Source organism: Streptomyces blastmyceticus (genome assembly GCF_039521185.1).
Classification (GTDB): domain Bacteria; phylum Actinomycetota; class Actinomycetes; order Streptomycetales; family Streptomycetaceae; genus Streptomyces; species Streptomyces blastmyceticus.
The window spans coordinates 61,897-88,706 of the sequence record NZ_BAAABW010000001.1 but is presented as its reverse complement, the minus strand read 5'-3'; the positions used below and the strand labels follow the sequence as shown (position 1 = coordinate 88,706).

At 71.8% G+C, this 26,810-nt stretch carries 22 protein-coding genes; 17 read left to right on the top strand and 5 right to left on the bottom strand.

What is annotated here, in order from left to right:
• The first annotated feature begins 65 nt into the window (after positions 1 to 65).
• The 4 genes from ABD269_RS00410 (at position 66) to ABD269_RS00395 (ending at position 5,233) form a co-directional block, all read left to right on the top strand.
• Positions 66 to 803, top strand: a complete 738-nt coding sequence (locus tag ABD269_RS00410) for a hypothetical protein (RefSeq protein ID WP_344114880.1) — start codon at positions 66 to 68, stop codon at positions 801 to 803.
• Positions 804 to 896: 93 nt separating this feature from the next.
• A complete protein-coding gene (locus ABD269_RS00405; RefSeq protein ID WP_344114878.1) occupies positions 897 to 1,742 on the top strand; it encodes a DegV family protein in 846 nt (281 codons plus the stop codon).
• Positions 1,743 to 1,862: 120 nt separating this feature from the next.
• Positions 1,863 to 2,720 (top strand): ComEA family DNA-binding protein, encoded by an 858-nt coding sequence (locus tag ABD269_RS00400; protein ID WP_425572798.1) that lies wholly within the window; start codon positions 1,863 to 1,865, stop codon positions 2,718 to 2,720.
• Positions 2,721 to 3,049: 329 nt separating this feature from the next.
• Entirely contained in the window at positions 3,050 to 5,233 is a 2,184-nt protein-coding gene (locus ABD269_RS00395; RefSeq protein ID WP_344115392.1) for a ComEC/Rec2 family competence protein, read from the top strand.
• Positions 5,234 to 5,255: 22 nt separating this feature from the next.
• On the opposite strand, the gene ABD269_RS00390 is transcribed toward ABD269_RS00395, so the two are convergent.
• Positions 5,256 to 5,483, bottom strand: coding sequence for a hypothetical protein (locus ABD269_RS00390; RefSeq protein ID WP_301894486.1), 228 nt, complete (start codon positions 5,481 to 5,483; stop codon positions 5,256 to 5,258).
• 165 nt (positions 5,484 to 5,648) lie between these two features.
• On the opposite strand from ABD269_RS00390, the gene holA reads away from it, so the two are divergent.
• Positions 5,649 to 6,638, top strand: coding sequence for a DNA polymerase III subunit delta (gene holA, locus ABD269_RS00385; protein ID WP_344114875.1), 990 nt, complete (start codon positions 5,649 to 5,651; stop codon positions 6,636 to 6,638).
• Positions 6,639 to 6,912: 274 nt separating this feature from the next.
• Here holA and rpsT read toward each other — a convergent pair whose 3' ends face one another.
• On the bottom strand, positions 6,913 to 7,179 hold the full coding sequence (rpsT, locus tag ABD269_RS00380) for a 30S ribosomal protein S20 (protein WP_301887486.1): 267 nt from the start codon (positions 7,177 to 7,179) through the stop codon (positions 6,913 to 6,915).
• Positions 7,180 to 7,385: 206 nt separating this feature from the next.
• Between rpsT and lepA the strand changes: the two genes are divergently transcribed.
• The 4 genes from lepA to ABD269_RS00360 all read left to right on the top strand — a co-directional run bounded on the left by lepA (position 7,386) and on the right by ABD269_RS00360 (position 13,341).
• Complete coding sequence (gene lepA, locus ABD269_RS00375; RefSeq protein ID WP_116211765.1) at positions 7,386 to 9,251, top strand: translation elongation factor 4; 1,866 nt, start codon at positions 7,386 to 7,388, stop codon at positions 9,249 to 9,251.
• A gap of 252 nt (positions 9,252 to 9,503) precedes the next feature.
• Positions 9,504 to 11,393, top strand: coding sequence for an AMP-dependent synthetase/ligase (locus tag ABD269_RS00370; protein WP_344114871.1), 1,890 nt, complete (start codon positions 9,504 to 9,506; stop codon positions 11,391 to 11,393).
• Between the two features lie 48 nt (positions 11,394 to 11,441).
• Positions 11,442 to 12,674 (top strand): radical SAM family heme chaperone HemW, encoded by a 1,233-nt coding sequence (hemW, locus tag ABD269_RS00365; RefSeq protein ID WP_344114869.1) that lies wholly within the window; start codon positions 11,442 to 11,444, stop codon positions 12,672 to 12,674.
• Positions 12,675 to 12,774: 100 nt separating this feature from the next.
• The gene (locus ABD269_RS00360) at positions 12,775 to 13,341 is read left to right on the top strand and encodes a Uma2 family endonuclease (RefSeq protein ID WP_344114867.1); all 567 of its coding nucleotides are present in this window, start codon (positions 12,775 to 12,777) and stop codon (positions 13,339 to 13,341) included.
• Here ABD269_RS00360 and ABD269_RS00355 read toward each other — a convergent pair.
• Both ABD269_RS00355 and ABD269_RS00350 read right to left on the bottom strand, forming a co-directional pair.
• The gene (locus ABD269_RS00355) at positions 13,338 to 14,165 is read right to left on the bottom strand and encodes a DUF3097 domain-containing protein (RefSeq protein ID WP_344114865.1); all 828 of its coding nucleotides are present in this window, start codon (positions 14,163 to 14,165) and stop codon (positions 13,338 to 13,340) included. The two genes, ABD269_RS00360 and ABD269_RS00355, sit on opposite strands and share 4 nt — an antisense overlap.
• A 32-nt stretch (positions 14,166 to 14,197) precedes the next feature.
• Positions 14,198 to 14,929, bottom strand: coding sequence for an MBL fold metallo-hydrolase (locus ABD269_RS00350; protein ID WP_344114863.1), 732 nt, complete (start codon positions 14,927 to 14,929; stop codon positions 14,198 to 14,200).
• 195 nt (positions 14,930 to 15,124) lie between these two features.
• Between ABD269_RS00350 and hrcA the strand changes: the two genes are divergently transcribed.
• The 7 genes from hrcA to ABD269_RS00315 all read left to right on the top strand — a co-directional run bounded on the left by hrcA (position 15,125) and on the right by ABD269_RS00315 (position 24,356).
• Complete coding sequence (gene hrcA, locus ABD269_RS00345; RefSeq protein WP_087928173.1) at positions 15,125 to 16,141, top strand: heat-inducible transcriptional repressor HrcA; 1,017 nt, start codon at positions 15,125 to 15,127, stop codon at positions 16,139 to 16,141.
• The gene (dnaJ, locus tag ABD269_RS00340) at positions 16,142 to 17,278 is read left to right on the top strand and encodes a molecular chaperone DnaJ (protein WP_301887494.1); all 1,137 of its coding nucleotides are present in this window, start codon (positions 16,142 to 16,144) and stop codon (positions 17,276 to 17,278) included.
• Positions 17,279 to 17,390: 112 nt separating this feature from the next.
• Entirely contained in the window at positions 17,391 to 18,530 is a 1,140-nt protein-coding gene (locus tag ABD269_RS00335) for a nitronate monooxygenase (RefSeq protein WP_344114859.1), read from the top strand.
• Positions 18,527 to 19,279, top strand: coding sequence for a 16S rRNA (uracil(1498)-N(3))-methyltransferase (locus ABD269_RS00330; RefSeq protein WP_344114857.1), 753 nt, complete (start codon positions 18,527 to 18,529; stop codon positions 19,277 to 19,279). The genes ABD269_RS00335 and ABD269_RS00330 overlap by 4 nt, the downstream gene beginning before the upstream one ends.
• A 115-nt stretch (positions 19,280 to 19,394) precedes the next feature.
• Positions 19,395 to 19,763, top strand: a complete 369-nt coding sequence (locus tag ABD269_RS00325; RefSeq protein ID WP_344114855.1) for a hypothetical protein — start codon at positions 19,395 to 19,397, stop codon at positions 19,761 to 19,763.
• Entirely contained in the window at positions 19,760 to 23,992 is a 4,233-nt protein-coding gene (locus ABD269_RS00320) for a DUF6531 domain-containing protein (RefSeq protein ID WP_344114853.1), read from the top strand. Before ABD269_RS00325 ends, ABD269_RS00320 begins: the two co-directional genes overlap by 4 nt.
• A 22-nt stretch (positions 23,993 to 24,014) precedes the next feature.
• A complete protein-coding gene (locus tag ABD269_RS00315) occupies positions 24,015 to 24,356 on the top strand; it encodes a hypothetical protein (RefSeq protein ID WP_344114851.1) in 342 nt (113 codons plus the stop codon).
• Positions 24,357 to 24,451: 95 nt separating this feature from the next.
• Here ABD269_RS00315 and ABD269_RS00310 read toward each other — a convergent pair whose 3' ends face one another.
• Positions 24,452 to 25,651, bottom strand: a complete 1,200-nt coding sequence (locus ABD269_RS00310) for a DUF1266 domain-containing protein (protein ID WP_344114849.1) — start codon at positions 25,649 to 25,651, stop codon at positions 24,452 to 24,454.
• Between the two features lie 193 nt (positions 25,652 to 25,844).
• On the opposite strand from ABD269_RS00310, the gene ABD269_RS00305 reads away from it, so the two are divergent.
• Entirely contained in the window at positions 25,845 to 26,435 is a 591-nt protein-coding gene (locus ABD269_RS00305; RefSeq protein WP_344114847.1) for a DUF4232 domain-containing protein, read from the top strand.
• The last annotated feature ends 375 nt before the right edge of the window (positions 26,436 to 26,810 follow it).

The following is a 26,810-nucleotide window of genomic DNA, read 5'->3' as shown; positions in this document are numbered from 1 at the left end:
GCGCCGTGACTTTCGATCCCCGTGGGCCCGCCCCCGGGGCCTGCCGAGCCCGCTGAGGAGCGTTCATGGAAGCCGTGGCCGTGATCGTCGCACTGATCTTCGCGGTCCTCGTCACGCTCGGGGTGATCGCCACGGTCAAGACCGTGCGCGCGGTCAAGCGAGGGGTGGACCGCACGGTCACCCAGGCCCGCCGGACCGTCGAGGACACCCGGCTGAAGGCCAGGCAGTACGCACAGCCGGGCGCGCCCGGCGAGGTCGCGCAGCTGCGGCTCTCCCTGCGGACGTCGATGCGCGCCACCCAGGAGGCCCTGCGGCTCGCCGCCACCGAGGACGCCTCGCTGTCCGAGGCGCTGGCCCTGTTCGAGCGGCTCAGCGCCCACGGCCATGAGCTCGACGACGACCTCAAGCGCCTGGAGAACGAGCCCGACAAGGCCAGGATCGCCGCCTGCCTGCCCGAGCTGCGGGAGCGCACCGAGCGCGTCAAGGGCTCCGCCGACTCGCTCCGCTGGGCCGCGCAGGACCGCGCCCGCCGCTTTGCCGAGGACGACCTGGAGACCCTCAGCGGCCAGATCCAGATGGAGGCGGGAGCACTGCGGCACTGGACGACGGACGAGCCGGAGGCGTCCCGCGCCCCCGGAGCGGCCCCGGCGGGCAGCACGGCACCCGCCGAAGGAGCGCCCGGAGCCGGCGGGCGCGCGGCCGACGGGCAGACGCCGGAGCGGCCCGCGATCAACGGGCGCAAGACCTGGCAGCAGCCCGGCTACTCCTGGCAGAAGAGCCGCCGCCCCGAGAGCACTACCTGACCGTACGGCCTCCTGTCCGGCCCTACGGCGGAACGATCACGCGTACGGGGTCCGTACTGCCGCGGAAGCGCCCCGAAGGGTAATCTCCGGAACATGCCCCGCCACGTCGCTGTCGTCACCGATTCCACGGCCTATCTGCCACAGCGGGCGATGGAGCGGTACGACATCACCGCCGTGCCGCTCACGGTCGTCCTGGACGACGAGGCGCTGGAGGAGGGCACCGAGATCTCCGCGCGCTCCGTCGCCCAGGCGCTCCAGAAGCGCAGGCCGGTGACCACCTCACGGCCCGGCCCCGAGGTCTTCGCGGCCGCCTACCGCGCGGCGGCCGAGGCGGGCGCGGAGAGCATCGTCTCCCTCCACCTTTCCGCCGAGATCTCCGGCACGTACGACGCGGCGGTCCTCGCGGCGGCGGCCGCACCCGTGCCGGTGCGGGTCGTGGACACCGGCATGGTCGCCATGGCGCTCGGCTTCTGCGCGCTGGCCGCGGCGGAGACGGCGGACGCGGGCGGGACGCTCGACGAGGCCGTCGCCGCTGCCGAGAAGCGCGCGCAGGGCACGGTGGCGTTCTTCTACGTCGACACCCTCGACTACCTCCGCCGCGGCGGCAGGATCGGCGCGGCACAGGCGCTCCTGGGGTCGGCGCTCGCGGTCAAGCCCCTGCTCCAGCTGGACGAGGGCCGCATCGAGCTGCGCGAGAAGGTCCGCACGGCGTCCAAGGCCATCGCCCGCCTCGAGGAGATCGCCGTCGAACGGGCCGGCGCCGCGCCCGTCGACATCGCCGTCCACCACCTCGCCGCCCCCGACCGCGCGACGCTCCTCGCGGACCGCCTGCGGGAGCGGGTGCCGGGGCTGGTGGACCTGCACGTCAGCGAGGTGGGCGCGGTGATCGGGGCGCACACGGGGCCGGGTCTGCTGGGCGTGGTGGTCGCGCCGCGCTGAGCGGGCTGGGCGGGCCGCGGAAGCCGTCATTCGGGTGACGCGGATATCCACAACTAGCCGGTTATCCACGGAATTTGGGCCGCTTCGGCGGGATCGGGCGGACGCGCCTACGGTCGTGTCATGACTGATCGCCAGAACACCGTGACGCTTGATCCGTTGAACTCGGCTGCCGGGCAGTCCCGGCCCGGCAGCTCGCCGGGGGAGCGGGCGGCGACGCTGTTCCCGGAACGGCAAGCCGGCCGGGGCAGCCCCGATCCACCGGGTGGGGGCGTGCCCAAGGTCCCCCGTGCGCAAGGAGGTTGGCGGACCGCCGTGGCGGAGCGGCTCCCGATGTGGGTGCAACTCCGCTGCGGGATCGAGCCGAAGACGCTGGCCGCGCTGGCGGTCGTGCTGGTCGCGGCGTGCGTGTTCGCCGCGTACCACTTCTGGGCGGGCCGCCCGCGGGCCGTGCGCCCGCCGGACCGGGAGACGTCGTCCGTGGTGGCCGACCGCGCCGTCGCGCCGACGGTGGTGCCTTCGGCCGACCGCGCGGGTCCCGCGCCCCGTGCCGGCGGCAGCGTGGTGGTGGACGTGACGGGCAAGGTGCTCCGGCCCGGCATCCAGCGCCTGCCGACCGGGTCGAGGGTCGTCGACGCGCTCGACGCGGCCGGGGGCGCGCGGCCGGGCACGGACACCACGGGGCTCAACCGGGCCCGGGTGCTCATGGACGGCGAACAGATCGTGGTGGGTGCGTCGCCGGGACCCGCGGCCGCGCCACCGCCCGGCGCCGCGAGCGGCAGACCGGCCGGGCCCGTCAGCCTCAACTCCGCGACGGCCGAACAGCTCGACGCACTGCCGGGCGTCGGCCCGGTCCTCGCCCAGCACATCGTCGACTACCGCACCGAGCACGGCGGCTTCCGCTCGGTGGACGAGCTCCGCCACGTCAACGGCATCGGCGCCCGCCGCTTCACCGACCTCCGCCCCCTGGTCCAGCCGTGACCTCGCCCGAGGTGCCCCCGAGCGATCTGCGTCTGGTCCTGCCGGCCGCCGCCGCGTGGGCGGCCGCGGCCATCGCCCTGGCGACGGACGCGACGGTGGTCGCCGCCGCGGCGGCACTGGGCGCGCTCGCGGCGTGCGCCCTGCTGCTTGCTCTCGGACGGAAGGACACCCACGACCGACCCGACCACCCACCACCGGCCACGGGCCCACCGGCCTCGGGCGGGAACCAGCGCCCGCACCCATCACCCCCTCCAGCGTTCGAGGAAGAGGAAGAAGCCCGCCGCCCAACTCCGCGCGGAGCCAAGGCGACAGCCACCGCAGCCGCTGCCATGCTGCTGTGCGCCACCGCAGCGGCCACCACCGCCGCCCTGGCCACCGCCGAAGCACACGGCGGGCCCGTCCCCGCCCTCGCCGCCCACTACCGCGAGGCCACCCTCGACGTCACGGTCACCGGCGACCCGCATGCCACCCACTCCCGCCCCGGGACAGGCGCCGACCCCACCGTCGTGCTGGAAGGCGAAGCGACCCGCCTGGTCACCGGGCAGCGCGGGACGGACGTCCGCACGCCCGTCCTGCTGATCGCCCGCCCTTCCTGGCTCGGGCTGCTGCCCTCCACCGGGATCCGGGTCACCGGACGCCTGGCCCCTCCGGCCCGGCGGGGCGACCGGATCGCCGCGGTCGTACGCGTCACCGGCCCGGACCCGCCGCACATCACCGAGCGGCCCAACGCCCTCCAGCGGATGGCCGCCCGGCTCCGCGCGGGCCTCCGCGACGCCACGGACGGGCTGACCCCGGACGCCCGGGCACTCCTTCCGGGACTGGTGGTCGGCGATACGTCACGCATCCCGCCCGACCTCGAAGACGCCTTCCGGGCCACGGATCTGACACATCTGCTGGCCGTCTCCGGAAGCAACCTCGCGATCCTGATCGCGGTGCTCATCGGCCCGCCGCACCTCGCGGCGCGCGCCGAAAGACGGGGGCTGGCCGCCCGGTTGGGGCTGCCGCTGCGGCTGACGGCGGTGCTGGGCGCGCTGCTGGCGCTGGGGTTCGTGGTCGTGTGCCGCCCCGAGCCGAGTGTGCTGCGCGCGGCCGGATGCGGGCTGATCACCCTGCTGGCCATCGGCACGGGGCGGCGCCGCAGCCTGCTGCCCGCGCTCGCGGCGTCCGTGCTGCTGCTCGTGCTCTGGGACCCATGGCTGGCCCTGAGCTACGGCTTCCTGCTGTCGGTCCTGGCCACCGGCGCCCTCCTCACGCTGGCCCCCCGCTGGGGCGACGGGCTGCGGCGGCGCGGCATTCCACCACGCGCCGCGGAGGCCCTGGCCGCGGCCGCCGCCGCGCAGGCCATGTGCGGGCCGGTGATCGCGGTCATGGCGGCGCGGGTGAGCCTGGTGGCGATTCCGTGCAATCTCCTGGCGGAACTGGCCGTCGCCCCCGCGACGGTCCTCGGCTTCGCGGCGCTCGTGGCCGCGCCGCTCGTGCCGCCCGCCGCCGAGGGCCTCGCATGGCTGGCCGGCTGGCCCGCCTCCTGGGCCGCGGCCGTGGCCCGTACGGGAGCCGGCCTGCCCGGCGCGGAGCTCGGCTGGCCGGGCGGCTGGCCCGGCGGGCTGCTGCTGGCGGCGGTGACCGGGGCCGCCGTGTTCGCCGCCCGCCGGACGCTCCACCGGCCCTGGGCCTGCGCGGCCTGCGCGCTGCTCCTGCTCGTCGCGGTCGTCCGCCCGGTGCCCCTGACCCGGGTCGTCACCGGCTGGCCGCCGCCCGACTGGCGGTTCGCGGCGTGCGACGTGGGGCAGGGTGACGCCCTGGTCCTGGCCGCGGGCGAGGGCACCGCCCTCGTCGTGGACGCGGGCCCCGAGCCGCGAGCCGTCGACCGCTGCCTGCGCGCCCTGGGCGTGCAGCAGGTCCCGCTTCTGCTGCTCACCCACTTCCATGCGGATCACGTCGACGGTCTGCCCGGCGTGCTGCACGGACGGGCGGTCGGGGGGATCGAGACGACGTCGTTCGCGGAACCGCCGGGCCGGGCCGCGTTCGTGCGACGGGAGGCGGAGCGGGCTCGGGTCCCGGTCGTGGAGGCGGTGCCGGGGGAGCGGCGGCACCTCGGGGAGCTGTCCTGGGAGGTGCTGTGGCCGCCACCGGCGGGGGTGTCCGTCGCCGCGGAGGACGGGCCCAACGACGCGAGCGTCACCCTGCTCGTCCGGAGCGCCGGGCTGACCCTGCTCCTGCTCGGCGACCTCGAACCACCCGCCCAGCAGGCCCTGGTGGAGACCCGCCCCGACCTGCCCCCGGTGGACGTCCTCAAGGTCGCCCACCACGGCTCCGCCCACCAGGACCCCCGGCTGATACGGATACTCCGCCCGCGTCTGGCGGTCGTCTCCGTGGGCGCGGGCAACCGTTACGGACACCCGTCACCCCGCACGGTCCAGGCCCTTCAGGCCCAGGGGGCGACGGTGCTGCGCACCGACCGGGACGGCCCGGTGGCGGTGACCGGCGATGCCACGGCCGTCCTCGCGAAGTGAGGGGTGGGACGGTGCGGCGGGGTCACTCCGTCTCGAGCCAGCCCTCGTACTCCTCGGCGAGCTCGCGCAGGGCGTCGGGGGCGAGGGCGCCGCGGGGGTCCTCCAGGACCACCAGCCACTGCGCGTCCTCGGCGTCGTCCTCGCCCGCGAGGGCCTCGCGCACCACCTGGGGCTGCTCGTCCAGGGGGAAGCGACGGGCGACCTCGTCCGCCACCTCGTCGGCGGCATCGCGGTCGGGGAGCACCAGCAGGTGCCGTACGGGGTCGGCCGCGTCGAGGGCGGGCGACGGGGAGGAGGCCGGGTAGGAAGGGGAAGAGGAAGAAGAAGGGGAAACGCTGCTCACCCGATCATTGTGCGGTACGCCCGTCCGGCCGTGCGGGCCGGAGTGTCAGCGCTGCGTGGGATGCTGGACGCAATGGCCAGGAAGACTGCAACCGACGACCCGCTCGCCCCGCTCACGCTCGCCGTGGGCCAGGAGGATCTTCTCCTGGACCGCGCCGTGCGCGAGGTGGTGACCGCCGCCCGCGCCGCCGACGCGGACACCGACGTACGCGACCTCACCTCCGACCAGCTCCAGCCCGGCACGCTGGCCGAGCTGACCAGCCCTTCGCTGTTCTCCGAGCGCAAGGTCGTGATCGTGCGCAACGCGCAGGACCTCTCGGCGGACTCGGTGAAGGATGTGAAGGGCTATATCGGCGCGCCCGTCGAGGAGATCACCCTCGTCCTGCTGCACGCGGGCGGCGCCAAGGGCAAGGGGCTGCTGGACGCGGCCCGCAAGGCCGGGGCCCGCGAGGTCGCCTGTCCCAAGATGACCAAGCCGGCCGACCGCCTGGCGTTCGTGCGCTCGGAGTTTCGCGCGACCGGCCGCTCCGCGACCCCGGAGGCCTGCCAGGCCCTGGTGGACGCGATCGGCAGCGACCTCCGTGAGCTGGCCAGCGCCTGCACCCAGCTCGTCGCCGACATCGAGGGCACGATCGACGAGGCCGTCGTGGCCCGCTATTACACCGGCCGGGCCGAGGCGTCGAGCTTCACCGTCGCCGACCGGGCCGTGGAGGGCCGGGCGGCCGAGGCCCTGGAGGCGTTGCGCTGGGCGATGTCGACCGGGGTGGCTCCGGTGCTGATCACCAGCGCGCTCGCGCAGGGCGTCCGGGCGATCGGCAAGCTCGCCTCCGCGCCGCGGGGCGCCCGCCCGGGTGACCTGGCCCGGGATCTGGGCATGCCGCCGTGGAAGATCGACCGGGTGCGCCAGCAGATGCGGGGCTGGTCGGCGGACGGGGTGGCCGTCGCGCTGAAGGCCGTCGCCGCGGCGGACGCGGGCGTGAAGGGCGGCGGAGACGACCCCGAGTACGCCCTGGAGAAGGCGGTCGTCGCAGTGGCCCGCGCGGCGCGCAGCGGTCGCGCGTAGCACGGTCACGGGAAGGGGCAGGGCCGGGGAAGACCGCCGGTCCGCGTCCCACCAGGGCTTCGGACGCACACCCCGCACAAAACTCGAAGGCCCCGCACCCCGCCCGGGGAAGGGCGGAGGCGCGGGGCCTTCGGATCGTTCAGCGAGCCGTCAGGCTCGAGCCGCACCCGCGTGGCGAACGACCGAGTGCGGCGGGGTGCCGGTCCGGAGCGGTAGAGAGGGTCCGCTGGGTCCGTGCCGGCGAGAAAACCGGGGCTCACGCCCCGGAAAGGCTTCAGGCCTTGACGGCCGCGACCTGCTTGGCCAGCGCCGACTTCTTGTTGGCGGCGGCGTTCTTGTGCAGAACACCCTTGCTGACGGCCTTGTCGAGCTTCTTGCTGGCCAGGGCGACGGCAGCGGTGGCCTTGGCGGCGTCGCCGGCGGCGATCGCCTCGCGGGCCGCGCGGACAACGGTCTTGACCGAGGACTTGACGGCCTTGTTACGCAGGCGCGCCTTCTCGTTGGTCTTGTTCCGCTTGATCTGGGACTTGATGTTCGCCACGAATAGAGCCTTTTCAGGTTCGTTGGATTTCGATGTTGTGCACCCGTACGTGAGAGGGCACGAGGCACAGTGGACCAGGTTACCAGCAGGCGCTCCGGGCTCCCAAACCGGACCGTACCCGCCGCTCATGGGACCATGGAGGGGTCGTATACCCGACTCCCGCCGAGACTGGCGTTCAAACGCCGAAGTCACCGAATGGATCCTGCGTGCCCGCGACCCCTACCAACGTGCCCGAGCCGAGCCGTACCGACCCGGCTCTGATCCGTAACTTCTGCATCATCGCGCACATCGACCATGGCAAGTCGACGCTCGCCGACCGGATGCTTCAGCTGACCGGCGTGGTCGACCAGCGGCAGATGCGCGCGCAGTACCTCGACCGGATGGACATCGAGCGCGAGCGCGGCATCACGATCAAGTCGCAGGCGGTCCGGCTGCCCTGGGCGCCCACCGAGGACAAGGGCAACACCCACATCCTCAACATGATCGACACCCCCGGTCACGTCGACTTCACCTATGAGGTCTCGCGCTCCCTCGCCGCGTGCGAGGGCTGCATCCTCCTGGTGGACGCCGCCCAGGGCATCGAGGCCCAGACCCTCGCCAACCTCTACCTGGCGATGGAGAACGACCTCACGATCATCCCGGTCCTCAACAAGATCGATCTGCCGGCCGCCCAGCCCGAGAAGTTCGCCGCAGAGCTGGCGCACCTCATCGGCTGCGACCCCTCCGACGTGCTCAAGGTCTCCGCGAAGACCGGCGTCGGCGTCGACGCGCTGCTCGACAAGGTCATCGCCGAGGTTCCGGCCCCGGTCGGCGTCAAGGACGCCCCCGCCCGCGCGATGATCTTCGACTCGGTCTACGACTCCTACCGCGGCGTGGTCACCTACGTCAGGGTCGTGGACGGCGAGCTGAAGAAGCGCGAGCGCATCAAGATGATGTCGACCGGCGCCACCCACGAGCTGCTGGAGATCGGCGTCTCCTCGCCCGAGATGACGCCCTCCGACGGCCTGGGCGTCGGCGAGGTGGGCTACATCATCACCGGTGTGAAGGACGTCCGGCAGTCCAAGGTCGGTGACACGATCACATCGTTCGCCAAGGGCGCCACCGAGGCCCTGGGCGGCTACAAGGACCCCAAGCCGATGGTGTTCTCCGGCCTCTATCCGCTGGACGGCTCGGACTACCCCGAGCTGCGCGAGGCGCTCGACAAGCTCCAGCTCAACGACGCCGCGCTGGTCTACGAGCCGGAGACCTCCGCCGCCCTCGGCTTCGGCTTCCGCGTCGGCTTCCTCGGCCTGCTCCACCTGGACGTGATCCGCGAGCGCCTGGAGCGCGAGTTCGGTCTCGACCTGATCGCCACCGCGCCCAACGTGGTCTACCGGGTCAAGATGGAGGACGGCGCCGAGCACATCGTCACCAACCCGAGCGAGTTCCCCGAGGGGAAGATCTCCGAGGTGCACGAGCCCGTCGTCAAGTCGACGATCCTCGCGCCGAACGAGTTCGTCGGCGCGATCATGGAGCTCTGCCAGTCCCGCCGCGGCTCGCTGCTGGGCATGGACTACCTCTCCGAGGACCGCGTCGAGCTGCGCTACACCCTCCCGCTCGCGGAGATCGTCTTCGACTTCTTCGACCAGCTGAAGTCCAAGACCCGCGGCTACGCCTCCCTGGACTACGAGCCCACCGGCGAGCAGCAGGCCAGCCTGGTCAAGGTCGACATCCTGCTGCACGGCGACAAGGTCGACGCGTTCTCCGCGATCACGCACAAGGACAAGGCGTACGCGTACGGCGTGCGGCTCGTCGCCAAGCTGCGCGAGCTCATCCCGCGGCAGAACTTCGAGGTGCCGATCCAGGCCGCCATCGGCTCGCGGGTCATCGCCCGTGAGACGGTCCGCGCGATCCGCAAGGACGTCCTCGCCAAGTGCTACGGCGGCGACATCTCCCGCAAGCGCAAGCTGCTGGAGAAGCAGAAGGAAGGCAAGAAGCGGATGAAGATGGTCGGCAACGTGGAGGTCCCCCAGGAGGCCTTCATCGCGGTGCTGTCCTCGGACACCGACGGCGCCGACAAGAGCAAGAAGTAGCCGCCGGACCAAGACCGACAAGTCACCGCCCGACGGCCGCAAGCGCCCGTCCCCCGTGTGGGGGCGGGCGCTTCGCGCTCCCGGAAGGCGCAGCTCGGGCCAGGTGCGGGCGTCCTTCGGCCATTTCGCCGGTCACAGCTTCGACAAGGCAACTACAGGCCCTTACGCAGGGGCCGTACGGGCTCTAGTCTGATCACTGCTTGGAAGGTTACTCGCGAGTCACCAGCAACGAATCGGGCCCCGGAGGACGCCGTGACCGAGACACAGGCTTTGATCGAGAACCGTCCGCCCTCCGTGGCGACGATCCTCGTCGAACGCGTAGAGGCGACCCCCGACGCGGAGGCCTATCGCTATCCGGTGCCCTCCCCCTCCGGCAGCCGACCCGATGCCTGGGCCTCGCTCAGCTGGCGGGAGGCCGCCGACCGGATCTTCGCCATCGCGGCCGGGCTGATCGACCTCGGGGTGCACCCCGAGGAGCGGGTGGCGCTCGCCGCGTCCACCCGGGTGGAGTGGATCCTCGCGGACCTCGGAGTGCTCTGTTCCGGCGCCGCCACCACCACGGTCTACCCCAGCACCAACGCCGAGGAGACGGCCTTCATCCTCTCCGACTCCGAGAGCCGGGTGCTGATCGCCGAGGACGCCGCCCAGCTCGCCAAGGTCCGCGAGCACCGCGCCGACCTGCCCGGACTCGTCCACGTCGTGGTGATCGACGCCGCGGACGCCGTCCCCGCCGAGGGCGACCCGGAGGGCTTCGTGCTCTCCCTCGCCGAGCTGGAGCGGCGCGGCACCGCGCTGCTGAAGGACGACCCCGACGCCGTGCGGGACCGGATCAAGGCGCTGCGGGCCGACCAGCTCGCGACCCTGATCTACACCTCTGGCACCACCGGCCGCCCCAAGGGCGTACGGCTGCTCCACGACTCCTGGGCGTACATGGCGCGCTCCATCCAGGTCACCGGCCTCGTGCGCTCCGACGACGTGCAGTACTTGTGGCTGCCGCTCGCGCACGTCTTCGGCAAGGTGCTCACCGTCAGCCACATCAGCACCGGGCATGTCACCGCCGTCGACGGGCGCGTGGACCGCATAGTGGAGAACCTCGCGGTCGTCCGGCCCACCTACATGGCCGCCGTGCCGCGCATCTTCGAGAAGGTCTACAACGGCGTCGCGGCCAAGGCGCGCGAGAGCGGCGGCGCCAAGTACAAGATCTTCCACTGGGCCGCCGACATCTCCCGCGAGTACGCCAAGGCCTCCCAGGACAACTTCCGCCGCACCGGCAGCAGAAGCGTCCCCTTCGGGCTCGCCGCCAAGCACAAGGTCGCCGACGCGCTCGTCTACACCAAGATCCGCGAGGCGTTCGGCGGGCGGCTGCGCGCCTGTGTCTCCGGCGCGTCCGCGCTCGCCCCCGACATCGGCTACTTCTTCTCCGGCGCGGGCGTCCACATCCTGGAGGGCTACGGCCTCACGGAGACCAGCGCCGCCAGCTTCGTCAACCCGGGCGAGTCCTACCGCACCGGCACCGTCGGCAAGCCGCTGCCCGGCACCGAGGTCCGCATCGCCGACGACGGCGAGGTCCTGCTGCGCGGCCCCGGCGTCATGGCCGGCTACCACGGCCAGCCCGAGAAGACCGCCGAGGTCCTGGAGTCCGACGGCTGGTTCCACACCGGCGACATCGGCGAGCTGTCCCCGGACGGCTTCCTGCGCATCACCGACCGCAAGAAGGACCTGATCAAGACGTCGGGCGGCAAATACGTCGCCCCCGCCGAGGTCGAGGGCCAGTTCAAGGCCGTCTGCCCCTTCGTCTCCAACATCCTGGTGCACGGCGCCGACCGCAATTTCTGCACCGCGCTCATCGCCCTGGACGAGCCCACCCTCATGGTCTGGGCCGCGGAGCACGGCCTGGCGGGCAAGTCGTATGCCGAGGTGGCCGCCGCCAAGGAGACCGAGGAGCTCATCGAGGGCTATGTGAAGCGGCTCAACGAGGGCCTCCAGCGCTGGCAGACGATCAAGAAGTTCCGGCTGCTGCCGCGCGACCTCGACGTCGAGCACGGCGAGCTCACCCCGAGCCTCAAGCTCAAGCGGCCCGTCGTGGAGCGGCAGTACAAGGACCTGATCGAGGAGATGTACGCGGGCGCCCGGGAGGCCTGAGCCGGGCGGAGGTGCCGGATCCGCCGGCCGATGCCGGACAATGGACCCATGCCTTCCGTACTGCCTGACGGCGAGACCGTGCCCGAGGACGGGGCGCTGCCCCACCACGCCCTGGAGGGCGCCGGACGGCGGCCGCTCGGCTTCTATCTGCACGTGCCGTACTGCGCGACGCGCTGCGGATACTGCGACTTCAACACCTACACCGCGAGTGAGCTGCGCGGCTCCGGCGGGGCCCTGGCCTCCCGGGACAACTACGCCGAGACGCTCGCCCACGAGATCCGCCTCGCGCGGAAGGTGCTCGGCGACGACCCGCGCCCCGTGGAGACCGTCTTCGTCGGCGGCGGCACGCCCACGCTGCTGCCCGCCGCCGACCTCGTGCGGATGCTGGGCGCGATCCGCGACGAGTTCGGCTTCGCGGAGGGCGCGGAGATCACCACCGAGGCCAACCCGGAGTCCGTGGACCCCCGCTATCTGGCGGAGCTGCGCGAGGGCGGTTTCAACCGGATCTCCTTCGGCATGCAGAGCGCCCGGCAGCACGTGCTGAAGATCCTCGACCGCACGCACACCCCGGGCCGCCCGGAGGCATGCGTCGCGGAGGCGCGGGCCGCCGGGTTCGACCACGTCAACCTGGACCTGATCTACGGCACGCCGGGGGAGTCCGACGACGACTGGCGCGCCTCCCTCGACGCCGCGATCGGCGCGGGCCCCGACCACGTCTCGGCGTATGCGCTGATCGTCGAGGAGGGCACCCAGCTGGCCCGCCGGATCCGCCGCGGCGAGGTCCCCATGACGGACGACGACGTCCACGCCGACCGCTATCTGATCGCCGAGGACATGCTCACGTCCGCGGGCTTCAGCTGGTACGAGGTCTCCAACTGGGCCACCAGCGAGGCCGGGCGCTGCCGGCACAACGAGCTCTACTGGCGCGGCGCGGACTGGTGGGGCGCGGGCCCCGGCGCGCACTCCCACGTAGGGGGCGTGCGGTGGTGGAACGTCAAGCACCCGGGCGCCTACGCGCAGGCCCTCAGCGAGGGACGCTCCCCGGGCGCGGGCCGCGAGATCCTGCCGGACGAGGACCGCCGGGTCGAACGCATCCTGCTGGAGCTCCGCCTGCTGGAGGGCTGCCCGCTCGATCTGCTCAAGCCCGCCGGCGCGAAGGCGGCGGCGAAGGCACTGGCGGACGGACTGCTCCAGGCCGAGCCGTACGAGGCGGGGCGCGCGGTGCTGACGCTGCGGGGGCGGTTGCTGGCGGATGCGGTGGTGCGGGATCTGGTCGACTGATTACCTGTTCGGGTGAACTGACGCGCACAAGGCGTGTGCTGGCCCAGCTTCTTCATAGGCTGAGGGGCAATGCACGCGGTGGATGTGGAGGGCCACGGAGATGACCGCTGTGTACGAACGAATGAACGCCGTATTCCTTGAGCACCCGGAAATCTTCGAGGGGTTCAAGATCGAGCTGCTGCGGGGGAACATCGTGATGATGGCGGGGCCCGACCGGGTTCACAACATGATCGTTGAATCGGTTGTTGACCAGATTCCCCGTGATCACTGGCATCGAATGCAGACCCAGGATCTCGCTATTCCGGGTGAGGACAGTGAGCCACAGCCGGACCTTGTGGTGATCGAACGTGGGGCGTTCGAGGGTCCTGGGCGGCTGATCCCGGCCGCGGCCACCACACTGCTGATGGAGGTCGTGTCCAAGTACAGTGCGCACACCGACTACAGGATCAAGCGCGCAATGTACGCGGCAGGGCGAGTGCCCGCCTATCTGGTCGTCGACCCGTTCGCTGCCAAGTGTTTGCTGCTCACGAACCCAGTCGGGGTCGGGGAAGAAGCCGACTACAGGACTGAGCAGACCAGCAAGTTCGGGGAGCCGGTACCACTCGGCACGTTGGGTGTGTCCCTGGATACGTCCGAGTTCCAGACCATGCCAGGCACCGCGCGCTAAACCGGCACCGTCACAAAGTCGATCAGCTCCTCGACCCGGCCGAGGAGCTCCGGCTCCAAGTCCCTGAAAGTGCGCACCGACCCCAGAATCCGCTGCCAAGCGGCCCCCGTGTTCACCGGCCACCCCAGCGCCCGGCACACCCCCGTCTTCCAGTCCTCTCCACGCGGCACGCGCGGCCACCCCGCGATACCCACCGACGACGGCTTCACCGCCTCCCACACGTCGATGTACGGGTGCCCCACCACCAGGACGTCCGCGCCCGTCACCTCAGCCGCGATCCGTGACTCCTTCGAGCCCGGCACCAGGTGGTCGACCAGCACCCCCAGCCGGGCGTCCGGCCCCGGTGCGAACGACCGCACAATGGCCGGGAGGTCGTCGATGCCCTCCAGGTACTCCACGACCACGCCCTCGATCCGCAGGTCGTCGCCCCACACCCGCTCCACGAGCTCCGCGTCGTGGCGGCCCTCCACGTAGATGCGTCCGGCGCGTGCGACACGCGCCCGCGCCCCAGGGACGGCGATCGAGCCGGAGGCCGTACGCACCGGGCCCCGCGGCGCGCTCGGGCCCGTGGGGCGTACGAGGGTGACGACGCGCCCCTCCAGCAGGAACCCGCGCGGTTCCATCGGGAAGACCCGGTGCTTGCCGAAGCGGTCCTCCAGGGTGACGGTGGGCCCCTGCGCCGTCTTCTCGCAGCGGATCACCGCCCCGCAGAAGCCGGTGGTGACCTCCTCGACCACGAGATCCGCCTCGGCGGCCACTTCGGGAGCGGGCTGCTGACGCTTCCACGGAGGGGTGAGGTCGGGCCCGTATTCTCTGCTGCGCATGCGCGCCATTGTGGATCAAGATCGCGCGACGCTCACGACACGCCGAACCGCGCCGCCAGCGCGTCACGTTGCGCGCGTACGAACGCCGCGTCCACCACGGCCCCGTGCCCCGGTACGTACACCGCGTCCTCACCCCCCAGCGCCAGCAGCCGGTCCAGCGCCGCGGGCCACTGGCGGGGGAGCGCGTCCGGGCCCGCCTGCGGCTCGCCCGACTCCTCGACCAGGTCGCCGCAGAAGACGACCTCGGGCGCCCCGCCCGCCCCCGCCACCAGCACGGTCAGATCGTGCGCGGTGTGGCCCGGACCGACGTTGGCCAGCAGCGCCTGCCGCCCGTCGCCCAGGCCGAGCGTGAGCTCGCCGGAGACGGGGTGGTGGGGCAGTACGAGCAGGTCCGCGGCCTCGGCCGCGGCCGTCGGATCGGCGCCGTGCCGCACGGCGTCCCGCGCCAGCTCCTCGCGCTCGCGCAGCAGGGTGTCGGCGAGCCCCACCGCCCCGTACACCTGCACCCCCGAGAACGCGGCCGTGCCGAAGACGTGGTCGAAGTGCGGATGAGTGAGAGCGATATGCGTCACGTCGCGGCCGAGGAGCTCGCGCACCTCCCGCCGGACCTCGGCGCCCTCCCGTACCGTCGCCCCGGTGTCGACGAGCAGCACGCCGTCCGGCCCCGCGATCACCCCGATCGTGGCGTCCCACACGGGCATTCTGCGGCGCGCGACCCCCGGCGCGAGCACTTCCCAACGCGCTGTCCCCTCATGGTTCTCCATACCCGGACGCTAGCCGGAGCGCGGTACGGTTGCCCGCTCGACGGGCGTGCGGCGGCGGTGTGTGCGGGCGCACGGCACGACGGCTCTTGCCCTCGCCGCGGTGCACGGCCGTACACTGGCTGAAGGGATCTGGCACTCGTGACCATGGAGTGCCAGGGAAGGACCCCGAGAGACGGCTGGACTGGAGGTGCGCGGGTGCTGAGCGAACGCAGGCTCGAAGTGTTGCGCGCCATCGTCCAGGACTATGTGGGCACCGAGGAGCCCGTCGGCTCCAAGGCCCTCACCGAGCGGCACCGCCTCGGCGTGTCCCCGGCGACCGTGCGCAACGACATGGCCGCCCTGGAGGACGAGGGTTTCATCGCCCAGCCGCACACCAGCGCCGGCCGCATCCCGACGGACAAGGGCTACCGCCTCTTCGTCGACAAGCTCGCGGGCGTCAAGCCCCTGTCGACGCCGGAGCGGCGGGCCATCCACAACTTCCTCGACGGCGCCGTCGACCTCGACGACGTCGTGGGCCGCACGGTGCGGCTGCTCGCGCAGCTGACCCGGCAGGTCGCGGTGGTGCAGTATCCCTCGCTGACCCGCTCGACCGTGCGGCACGTGGAGCTGCTCTCGCTGGCCCCCGCACGGGTGATGCTGGTGCTGATCACGGACACCGGCCGGGTGGAGCAGCGCATGGTCGACTGCCCGGCGCCGATCGGCGAGACCTCGCTGGCGGATCTCCGCGCGCGGCTCAACAGCCGGGTCGTGGGGCGCCGGTTCGCGGATGTGCCGCAGCTGGTGCAGGACCTCACCGAGTCCTTCGAGCAGGAGGACCGAGGAACCGTTTCGACGGTCCTCGCGACCCTGCTGGAGACCCTGGTGGAGGAGACCGAGGAGCGGCTGATGATCGGCGGCACCGCCAATCTCACCCGCTTCGGGCACGACTTCCCGCTGATGATCCGGCCCGTGCTGGAGGCGTTGGAGGAGCAGGTCGTGCTGCTCAAGCTGCTCGGCGAGGCCAAGGATTCGGGCATGACGGTGCGAATCGGTCATGAGAATGCTCATGAGGGCCTGAACTCCACATCGGTCGTCGCCGTCGGCTACGGTTCGGGCGACGAGGCAGTCGCCAAACTCGGCGTGGTCGGACCGACCCGCATGGACTACCCCGGAACGATGGGAGCGGTACGCGCAGTGGCACGTTACGTCGGACAGATCCTGGCGGAGTCGTAAGTGGCCACGGACTACTACGCGGTCCTGGGCGTACGGCGTGATGCCTCGCAGGACGAGATCAAGAAGGCCTTCCGCCGCCTCGCCCGTGAGCTGCACCCGGATGTGAACCCGGACCCGAAGACGCAGGAGCGGTTCAAGGAGATCAACGCCGCTTACGAGGTGCTCTCGGACCCGCAGAAGAAGCAGGTCTACGACCTCGGCGGCGACCCGCTCTCCGCGAACGGCGGCGGTGGCGGGGCCGGTGGCTTCGGCGCGGGCTTCGGCAATTTCTCCGACATCATGGACGCCTTCTTCGGCCAGGCCTCGCAGCGCGGTCCGCGCTCGCGCACGCGCCGCGGCCAGGACGCCATGATCCGGCTCGAAGTCAGCCTCAGCGAGGCCGCGTTCGGCACCACCAAGGAGATCCAGGTCGACACCGCCGTCGTCTGCACCACGTGCAGCGGCGAGGGCGCGGCCCCCGGCACCTCCGCGCAGACCTGTGACATGTGTCGCGGCCGCGGTGAGGTCTCGCAGGTCACCCGGTCCTTCCTCGGCCAGGTCATGACCTCGCGGCCCTGCCCGCAGTGCCAGGGCTTCGGCACCGTGGTGCCGACCCCGTGCCCGGAGTGTGCCGGCGACGGCCGCGTCCGGTCGCGCCGCACGCTCACGGTCAAGATCCCGGCCGGTGTCGACAACGGCACCCGCATCCAGCTGGCCGGCGAGGGCGAGGTCGGCCCCGGCGGCGGCCCCGCGGGCGACCTCTATGTGGAGATCCACGAGACCCCGCACGCGACCTTCCAGCGGCGCGGCGACGACCTGCACTGCACGGTCACCATCCCGATGACGGCCGCGGCCCTCGGCACGAAGGTGCCGCTGGAGACCCTGGACGGCGTCGAGGAGATCGACATCCGCCCGGGCACGCAGTCCGGCCAGTCGATCCCGCTGCACCAGCGCGGTGTGACGCACCTGCGGGGCGGCGGCCGTGGTGACCTCGTGGTCCACGTCGAGGTGATCACGCCCAACAAGCTCGACCCCCAGCAGGAGGAGCTCCTCCGCCAGCTGGCGAAGCTGCGCGGCGAGGAGCGCCCCATGGGCGAGTTCAAGCCGGGGCAGCAGGGGCTGTTCTCGCGGTTGAAGGATGCGTTCAACGGCCGGTAGGCCGCGTGACGTACGTACGGACGGGCCGGAGCGATCCGGCCCGTCCGTCGTTTGCGGGCGCGGACGATTCCGGCCCGCAGTCAGTCCCCGACGCGTGTGACACGATGTGTTCATGGCCATCGACACCCGGGGTGACGCCGTGCTGACGCAACTGCTCCGGCTTCCCATCGTGCAAGCCCCCATGGCCGGCGGCGCCTCCACCCCGGCCCTGGCGGCGGCCGTCTCCGGGACGGGCGCCCTCGGTTCGCTGGCGGCGGGTTACAAGACCCCGGCCGCGATGTACGAGGAGATCAAGCAGCTCCGCGCGCGCACGGCCGAGCCCTTCGGCGTGAACCTCTTCATGCCGCAGCCCCCCGCCGCCGACCCGGCCGCCGTCGAGGTGTACGCCGAGCAGCTCGCGGGCGAGGCCACCTGGTACGAGACGCCGCTCGGCGACTGGTGCCAGGGCAGCGACGACGCGTACGACGCGAAGCTCGCGATCCTCCTCGACGACCCGGTCCCGCTGGTCTCCTTCACCTTCGGCTGCCCGTCCGCCGCGGCGCTCGAGGCGCTCGCCGAGGCCGGTACGGTCACCGTCGTCACCGTCACCTCCGCCGCCGAGGCGCGGGCCGCCGAGCTGGCGGGCGCGGACGCGGTGTGCGTCCAGGGCGTCGAGGCGGGCGGCCACCAGGGCACCCACCGCGACGACCCGCATCTGGACGGCGCGGGCGCCGGCGTCGGCCTGCTGGCGCTGCTGGCCGAGGTCCGCGAGGCCGTACGGATCCCCATGATCGCCGCGGGCGGCCTGATGCGCGGCGCCCAGATAGCGGCCGTACTCGCCGCGGGCGCCAGTGCCGCGCAGCTCGGCACCGCGTTCCTGGTGTGCCCCGAGTCGGGCGCGCACGCCGTGCACAAGCAGGCACTGACCGACCCGCTGTTCGTCGGGACCGAGCTCACCCGCGCCTTCTCCGGCCGCCCGGCCCGCGGCCTGGTGAACCGTTTCCTCCGGGAGCACGGCCCGTACGCCCCCGCCGCCTACCCCCAGGTGCACTATCTGACGGCGGGTCTGCGCAAGGCGGCCGCCGCGGCGGGCGACCCGCAGGGCATGAACCTGTGGGCGGGCCAGGGCCACCGGCTGGCCCGTGAGCTTCCGGCCGCGCGGCTGGTCGAGGTGCTGGCCGCCGAACTTGACGTGGCGCGTGCCGTGTTGGCGGGCCGCGGGGAAGCAGGGGGCAGACCGGGGGAAAGCGAATTGCGAGGGAGCGAGTCATGACAGCGCCGGTCTTCCTGGTCGAGGAGGGGGCCCTCACGGGCGTCTTCCCCGGTACGGTCTTCCCGCTCGGCGGCCCCGAGGGCCGGCACGCGGTCTCGGTGCGGCGGCTGCGCGTCGGCGAGGAGATCGTGCTGACGGACGGCGAGGGCACGGGCGCGTTCGGCACCGTGGCCGCCGTCGAGGGCAAGGACCGCCTCGACGTCGCCGTCACCTCGATCCGCTCCGAGCCCCTGCCGGAGCCCCACATCACCGTCGTGCAGGCGCTGCCGAAGGGCGACCGCGGCGAGCTCGCGGTCGAGACGATGACCGAGACGGGCGTGGACGCCGTCGTCCCCTGGGCGGCCGCGCGCTGCATCACACAGTGGAAGGGCGAGCGGGGCGTGAAGGCCCTGGGCAAGTGGCGTGCCACGGCCCGCGAGGCGGGCAAGCAGTCCCGCCGTCTGCGCTTCCCGCCGGTGTCCGAGCTGCTGACGACCAAGCAGATCTGCAAGCTGCTGGCGGACGCGTCGTTCGCCGCGGTCCTGCACGAGGAGGGCCACAGCGCGCCGCTCGCCACGGCCGAGCTGCCCCCCACGGGCAATATCGTCCTCGTGGTCGGCCCCGAGGGCGGCGTCTCCCCCGAGGAGCTGGCCGCGTTCGCGGAAGCGGGCGCGAAGCCGTACCGCCTGGGCGCGAGCGTGCTGCGCACGTCCACGGCGGGGACGGCGGCCACGGCGCTGCTGCTCGGCCGGACGGGGCGCTGGTCGTAGCACGGCCTTTCCCTTTCGCTTCCCTTTGCCGCACGCCTCCCGCTGACCGGTCCGTGATCGAATTACCGCTAGTTTTGACTGCGGTATTGCGGAACTTCGGCGGGGGAGGCGTGCGATGGGCGACAGCCCGGGCGGCGACAAGGTCCTGGACATCAAGACGGCGGACCTCAAGTCGTCGGCACCCGTCTTCCACGAGCAGAGCCAGAAGCTGAGCGAGGCGCTCACCACGCTCGTCAGGACGCTGGACGGGCTCGGCAAGCCGTGGGGCCAGGACGACGGGGTCAAGGAGTTCGAGGCCGGCTACACCGCCCAGCAGAAGGCGATCGAGAGCGCGACCGGCACCCTCGTCCTCGGACTGGTCAGCATCCACGAGGCGTTGGCCGACATGTCGGACGGACATGTCGACAACGACGAGCTGATCGCCGGGATGTTCACCAAGAAGGGCGTCGCGGACAGCGCCGGCCACGGCAAGGGTGCCAAGTGAGCGTCGCGGAAGAGGCCAAGCACGTCCTCGAAAAGCTGGGCCTCCACTGGCCGGACGGCGACCCGCACAAGCTGCGCCAGGCCGCCAAGGCATGGCACACCTTCGCCGACAGTGTCGAGAAGGTGCGCACGCCCGTGAACCACTCGGCCGAAGCCCTGATCCACAACAACAAGGGCGAGGCGATCGACGCCTTCGAGATCTTCTGGTCGCGCTACGCGGGCAAGGGCGACAAGGGCTGGCTGAGCGACATCCCCAAGGCCGCCCGCGAGATGGCCACGGCGCTGGAGAAGGTGGCGGACGCCATCGAGGACGCCGTCGACAAGCTGTGGAACAAGATCTACATCGAGGCCGGGGTCATCCTGGCCGGTGTCGGCCTGGCCTGGCTCACCGCCGGGCTCTCGACGGCGGCGTCGGCCGCGGCGGCCACGGCCGTCATCGAGCTCGGCACCGCCGTCGGCATCACCATCTCCACCGTGGTCGCCGAGGTCGCCGCGACCACCCTCGTCGCCGCGGCCTTCGCGGGCGTGGAGTCCGTGACCGTCGACCTGGCCGTCGCCCAGCCCATGAAGATCAGCGCCGGGCTGCAGCACGGCGTGAGCCTGGACGAGGTCAATGCCGCCGCCAAGGACGGCATGCTCTACGGCGGTCTCTTCGGCGGCCTCGGCGGTCTGGCACACAACAGCGTCGAGATCGGCAACGCCGGCCGGAACTTCCTCCTCCGGGGCGCCCGCCCCAATCTGATCGACGAAGAGGCCGCCGCCGCCCGCGCCACGGAGAACCTCAAGTGCGTCCGCGACCCGATCGACGTCGCGACCGGCACCATGCTGCTGCCGCAGACGGACGTCACCCTCCCCGGCGCGCTGTCCCTGGTCGTCGGGCGCACCCACCTGTCCTCGTACCGGGCGGGCGGCTGTTTCGGCCCGACCTGGGCCTCGACGCTCGACGAGCGGATCCAACTCGACGCCGAGGGCGTCGTGTTCGTCGCCGCCGACGGGATGCGCCTGGTCTACCCGGTGCCGAAGCCGGGCGAGCCGGTCCTCCCCGCCAAGGGCCCGCGCCGGATCCTGACCTGGGACGGCAGACCGGACGGCATCTTCACCGTCGAGGACCCGGCGACCGGTCTCGTACGGACCTTCAGCGGCCCCACCGCCACCGACGTGCCCGGTGCCGTCCAGCTGCCCCTGAGCAGCGTGCACGACCGCAACGGCGCGCGCGTCGACTTCGAGCGCACGGCGAGCGGCCTCCCCACCGCCATCCGCCACTCCGGCGGCCGCTACGTCGCCGTCGACACCGAGGGTGCGCGCGTCACGGCCCTGCGCCTGCTGGACGAGGCCCCGTCGCCGTACGAGCCCCGGCCCTCCACCGGCGGCGGCACGGTCCTCGTCCGCTACGGCTACGACGCGGTGGGCAACCTCACCGAGGTCGTCAACTCCAGCGGCAGACCGCTGCGTTTCACCTACGACGCCGAGGGCCGGATAACCTCCTGGACCGACCGCAACGGCACGTCGTACGGCTATGTCTACGACGCCCGCGGCCGGGTCGTCCGCACGGAGGGCAGCGACGGCTTCCTCTCCGGCACGCTCGCCTACGACGACGAGGCCCGCACGACCACGGTCACCGATTCGCTCGGCCAGGTGAGCGTCCACCGCCACAACGCCGACTTCCGGGTGATCGAGGAGACCGACCCGCTGGGGCACACGACCCGCACGGAGTGGGAGCCGCGCGGCGAGGAGCCCCGCACCGTCACCGACCCCCTCGGCCGCACGACCCGCTACGCCTACGACGACGCGGGCAACCTCACCCGCGTCACCCTGCCCGACGGCACGACGGGCTCCGCCGCGTACGACCCCCTGTGCCGGCCGACCGAGGTCAGGGAACCCGGCGGCGCGACCTGGCGGCACGCCTACGACGAGCGGGGCAACCTCCTCACCACCACGGACCCCTCCGGCGCCGAGACCCACTACGCCTACGACGATCTCGGCCATCTGACGGCCGTCACCGACGCGCTCGGCCACACGCACCGGATCACCTGCGACGCGGCCGGTCTCCCGGTCGCCGTGTCCGACCCCCTCGGCCACCGCACGACCGCCGTGCGCGACACCTTCGGCCGTGTCGCCGAGGTCACCGACCCGCTCGGCCGCACGACCCGTACGGCCTGGACGACCGAGGGCAGGCCCAGCCGCCGCGACCACCCGGACGGCACGCACGAGACGTGGACCTGGGACGGCGAGGGCAACCTCGTCACCCACACGGATCCCGCGGGCAACACCACCACCCACACCTCCACCCACTTCGACCTCCCGGCGTCCCGCACGGACCCCGACGGGACGACGTACGCCTTCGCGTACGACACGGAGCTGCGGCTGACCGGAGTGACCGACCCGCAGGGGCTGACCTGGTCGTACGCCTACGACCAGGCGGGCCGCCTGGCGTCCGAGACGGACTTCAACGGCCGGACGCTGACGTATGGGCACGACGCGGCGGGCGAGCTGATCTCCCGCACGAACGGGGCCGGTGAGACCCTGCACTTCACCCGCGACCTGCTGGGGCGGACGACCGAGCAGAGCGGCACGGTCTTCGCGTACGACGCTTCGGGCCGTCTGCTCCGCACGGCGAACGCGGACGCGGAGATCGTCTACGAGCGGGACGCGCTCGGCCGCGTGCTCTCCGAGACGGTCAACGGCCGCACGACGAGCCGTGTGTACGACGCCGCCGGACGCCTTCTCCGCCGGGTGACCCCCTCCGGCCTCGCCTCCGAGTGGACGTACGACGCGACCGGCCGGCCCGTCGAACTGCGGGGCGACGCCGGGACGCTGACCTTCGCGTACGACGCGGCGGGACGCGAGACGGAGCGCGGCCTGGGCGGGGCGGCGGTGCTCGCCCAGGAATGGGACACGGCCGACCGCCTGACGACACAGGTGGTCAGCGGCGCGGCCGACCGCCTCCTCCAGCACCGCGCCTACGCCTACCGCGAGGACGGCCACCTCACCGAGATCCGCGAACTGACCTCCGGCACACGGCGCTTCGACGTCTCCCGGACCGGCCGCGTCACATCGGTGAACGCGCACGGCTGGCGGGAGACGTACGCCTACGACGCGGCGGGCAACCTCACCTACGCCAAGGCCCCGGCCCATTCCGCGCCCGGCGCCCGCGAATTCGAGGGCACCCTCATCCGGCGCGCGGGCCGCACGACGTACGAACACGACGCGCAGGGCCGCCTGATCCGCAAATCGCGCCGGCTCCTGAACGGCCGGACGCGCACGTGGACGTATTCCTGGAACGCGGAAGACCGCCTGACGGAGATGGTGACGCCGGAGGGGGAACGCTGGCATTACGCGTACGACCCGCTGGGCCGCCGAATATCGAAGCAGCGGGATTCGGATTCGGAGACTCTCTTCTCGTGGGACGGCACGAGACTGGCCGAACAGACCTCCCCCGACGGCACGATCACCACCTGGGACTACGCCCCGGGCACGCACCGCCCCCTGACCCAGACGGACCACCGCCCCCTGATCCGCGCTGCGGGCAAGTCCCTGATCGAGGACTTCGAGGACGCGCCGCCGGCCACCCGCTTCCACGCGGTGGTGACGGACGCGGTGGGCGCTCCGACGGAACTGGTGACACCGTCGGGAGAACTGGCCTGGCAACACCGCACGACCCTCTGGGGCACGGACCTCCCCACCCCTCCCTACGAAAAAATCACCTGCCCTCTCCGCTTCCCGGGCCAGTACCACGACCCGGAATCGGGCCTGAACTACAACTATTTCCGCTACTACGACCCGGAGGCCGGGCGGTATGCGTCCGCCGACCCGCTGGGGCTCACCCCTTCCCCCAATCACCATGCGTATGTCGTAAATCCTTATGCGATGGCTGACTCCCTGGGCCTGGCTCCGTGCCCGGGAGCTGATGAGGCAGGCGGAGGCCGTGGCGATATACCGGCCGCGCCGGCCGCTCGTGACATGCTCAACCCGGAATCAATGCGAGGCGCTTCCATCGACGAAGTCATGGAATTGGCGAAGGGGGATGGATGGATCCGTGAGGTGTCGCCATCCGCGACAGGGGGCGGCTACATCCTGCGAAAAGGGCAGCCGACCATCCTTATTGAATACGGAGATCCCGCGATGCGTCGCCTCGACCATCAGGGACCATACTTGAAGTATCAGATCGGCAAGAAGCCGGTCAGAATTCCGCTTGAAGGAAACCCGGCTCTGGGTGAAACATCACCATGACACTGCGGTGAGGAAGGGAATCATGGACTGGCTCTCCGAAGAGGAGGAGTGCGTACTTGTCAATGCCAGAGAGATGTCGCCTCTCTGGTCGGTGCTTGCCGACTGGACCGGCAGCGAGGACGAAGAGCTCTGGTTGGCCTCCGCGCCGGTCTTCGCCGAAATCATCCGGCGCTGGGACGAGGCCGGCTATGTCCAGGTCTATGAAGGCGACGAGTGGCCGGCACACGAGGGCGGGGAACGGGTCACCGGCGGAGCGCTTGAGGTGCTGCTCCGCCGCCAGTCGACCTGGGCGTACCGGGAAGGCCCGCCGGTGATCGGTCTGTTGGCGGTGGAGGGCAGCTCTGAACTGAGTTCTCCGCCGTGAGCTTAGTTGTGCGAGGAAGCGAGACCCCCGTGCGGGTCGAATTTCCGGCGGATTCGGCGAGCATTACACGTGTTTGCGACGCGCCGGCCAAATCCTCAGACCGTGGAAGGCATCCGCCAAGGAATCGTCCGCCAAGGACTCCCCGGCTCCGACGTCAGCACGCGATGCGGTTCGAGCACCTTGGCATACCACTGGCCGAATTCCTCGGTGTCGAAACGGAGGACGCGCCCCAGCGCGTAACCCGCGGAGAAGTCCTCCCAGGACCCGTACGCCTTCCGGCACAATTCGCCCGCGCGCAGGATCGACGCCTCCGCCGTCCCGGCGGGGCAGAGGCGGGCGCTCAGGCCCCAGCGGGCGAAGCTGACCGCGCGGCCGTAGTCGTAGCCGACGGCGCTGCGGACGAAGCCGTCCGGGGGCAGGAGCCCGTCGGCGCGGAAGCGGGACTCGTAGCGCAGGACGCGGCCGATCAGCTCCTGGACCACCGCGTCCGCCTCGGCCGGTGCCTCCATGTCGGTGAGTACGGCGGTGCAGGCGCGACGCCAGAGGTCGGCGTCGACCGCGCCGGTGTTCGCCTGGGCGAGCTCCTGGCGGATGTCGAGCGCGAACTCCGGTTCCACCGGGCTGTTGCGCCCGGCCAGCAGCGCGTCCATCTGCTCCTGCCAGTCCTGGGCGGTGGCGGTGCCCCACGACTCCCGCAGGAGGCCCACTTCCCGGCCGTAGTCGTCGTAGACGTCGCCCACTTCGTTCCACAGCACGCCGTTGGCGACGGACAGGTGTGCCCCACAGGCCAGCGCGTGGGCGAGCGGACCCGTGCGCGGGCCCGCCGCGGTGGTGAGCAGGCGGGTGGGGCGGGTGTCGGTGGGGAGCTCCGCGGTCTCCTCCCGCACGATCCTTCTCCACCGGCGCCGGTCCAGTGCGCCCGTGGTCAGGCGCATGAAGGCCGGCGTGCCCGGGTTTACATGCAAGGAGTAGCGACGCCCGGGCCAGGTGTCCGCCAGCTCCGCGAGCGAGGTGCGGGCGACGACGAACCGCGGGCGCCGGGGGAGCCGTTCGCCCGCGGTCCGCATGACGAGGCACCAGATTCCCTGGCTGTCGTCGGCGGGGACGTACGCGTTGCCGCCGCCGTCCTTGTGCTCCTTCGGGACGTAATGGAAGAGGTCCGCCGTCGCGAGAGCACGCAGATAGCCGATCCGGTCATCGTCCATGACCGCCTCGTGCAGGGCCCGCTCGATCTCTGTGGCGGGCCGCCAGGCGCGGGTCGAGGCCGTCGCGCGCGGCCGGGGAGTAGCTGTCACCGGTTGACTCTAGCGACCGCCCCGCCGACGGCGGCCCACGGCCGTGAAACGGTCGCCAACCACACCCACCTCAGGGGCGGTTGGGCGATCTTTGTACCAGGCATGTAACAGCGGAACCTCCGGTCACGTTCCATGATCTTCAAGGGCGCCAACGCTCCGTCGGAGCGTGCACACCAGGAGGGGAACCACACTCATGTCCCGTACCGCATCCCGTACCGCGCGCCGCATCGCCACCGTCGCCGCCTCCACCGGCCTCGCCGCCGTCGCCTGTGTCGGCATGGGCGCCACCGCCCACGCCGCCACGCCTGCCACGTCCGCCGCTTCCATACCGCAGTGCGCCACGGCCGACCTCGGCGCCGACTTCCAGCTCCAGCCCAACGTCGGCGACCGGCCCGAGACCCGCGGCGCCGCCCTGATCATGGTCACCAACAACTCGAAGCACACCTGCAACGTGCGTGGCTTCATCGGCCTCGGCTACGTCGACGCCCAGGGCAAGCACCGCGACGCCACCGCCCACCGCACGTCGTACGTACCCGTCACCACCATCACCCTGCGCCCCGGCACGACCGCCTTCGCGGGCGCGAACTTCGTCTCGCAGCCGACGGGTTGTCCCACGGCCACCGCGGCGCTGGTGACCCCGCCCAACCAGACGACGTCCATCGCCACCCCCTTCCTCTCCGCCGAGGGCGGGGGCAAGAAGCAGAGCGTCACCCTGTGCGGCGAGAGCTTCAACATCACCGCCCTGGCGCCGCGCGCGTCCGACATCGGCATCTTCAACGGCTGATTTCTCCGACGGAACGGCCTCCGGGGTGACCCGGGGGCCGTTTTTTGTGGGTCGGTGAAGGATGCCCGTGCTGGGCGAGAGCGCTTGCGAGGACTTGCGGGACGCCCGTCACGGCGAGGTGTGCGCCTGACGCAAACCGGCCAGTCTGCGGGACAGTCAGGCGAACTACTCCTATGGGCGACATCCCAACTTTTCTGCCGTGGTGGCAGGTTCACACTGTGGAGCGTTTCCGTGTGCTGAACACGTTCAATATTCCGGTTGGTTCGGTTCCGCTTCGCTTCGCGGATGCCGGCTTCCATGGCCAAGGAGGTGCTCCTGACTCGGAGTGGCTTCCGGTCAGCTTCAACTAACGCCCTTGTGGCCTGTGTTGCGCGC

Coding starts and splice junctions, on each gene's coding strand:
- ABD269_RS00410 (WP_344114880.1), top strand. CDS start 66: ATGGAAGCCGTGGCCGTGATCGTCGCACTGATCTTCGCGGTCCTCGTC.
- ABD269_RS00405 (WP_344114878.1), top strand. CDS start 897: ATGCCCCGCCACGTCGCTGTCGTCACCGATTCCACGGCCTATCTGCCA.
- ABD269_RS00400 (WP_425572798.1), top strand. CDS start 1,863: ATGACTGATCGCCAGAACACCGTGACGCTTGATCCGTTGAACTCGGCT.
- ABD269_RS00395 (WP_344115392.1), top strand. CDS start 3,050: ATGCTGCTGTGCGCCACCGCAGCGGCCACCACCGCCGCCCTGGCCACC.
- holA (WP_344114875.1), top strand. CDS start 5,649: ATGGCCAGGAAGACTGCAACCGACGACCCGCTCGCCCCGCTCACGCTC.
- hemW (WP_344114869.1), top strand. CDS start 11,442: ATGCCTTCCGTACTGCCTGACGGCGAGACCGTGCCCGAGGACGGGGCG.
- ABD269_RS00360 (WP_344114867.1), top strand. CDS start 12,775: ATGACCGCTGTGTACGAACGAATGAACGCCGTATTCCTTGAGCACCCG.
- ABD269_RS00355 (WP_344114865.1), bottom strand. CDS start 14,165: ATGCGCAGCAGAGAATACGGGCCCGACCTCACCCCTCCGTGGAAGCGT.
- ABD269_RS00350 (WP_344114863.1), bottom strand. CDS start 14,929: ATGGAGAACCATGAGGGGACAGCGCGTTGGGAAGTGCTCGCGCCGGGG.
- ABD269_RS00335 (WP_344114859.1), top strand. CDS start 17,391: ATGGCCATCGACACCCGGGGTGACGCCGTGCTGACGCAACTGCTCCGG.
- ABD269_RS00330 (WP_344114857.1), top strand. CDS start 18,527: ATGACAGCGCCGGTCTTCCTGGTCGAGGAGGGGGCCCTCACGGGCGTC.
- ABD269_RS00325 (WP_344114855.1), top strand. CDS start 19,395: ATGGGCGACAGCCCGGGCGGCGACAAGGTCCTGGACATCAAGACGGCG.
- ABD269_RS00315 (WP_344114851.1), top strand. CDS start 24,015: ATGGACTGGCTCTCCGAAGAGGAGGAGTGCGTACTTGTCAATGCCAGA.
- ABD269_RS00305 (WP_344114847.1), top strand. CDS start 25,845: ATGTCCCGTACCGCATCCCGTACCGCGCGCCGCATCGCCACCGTCGCC.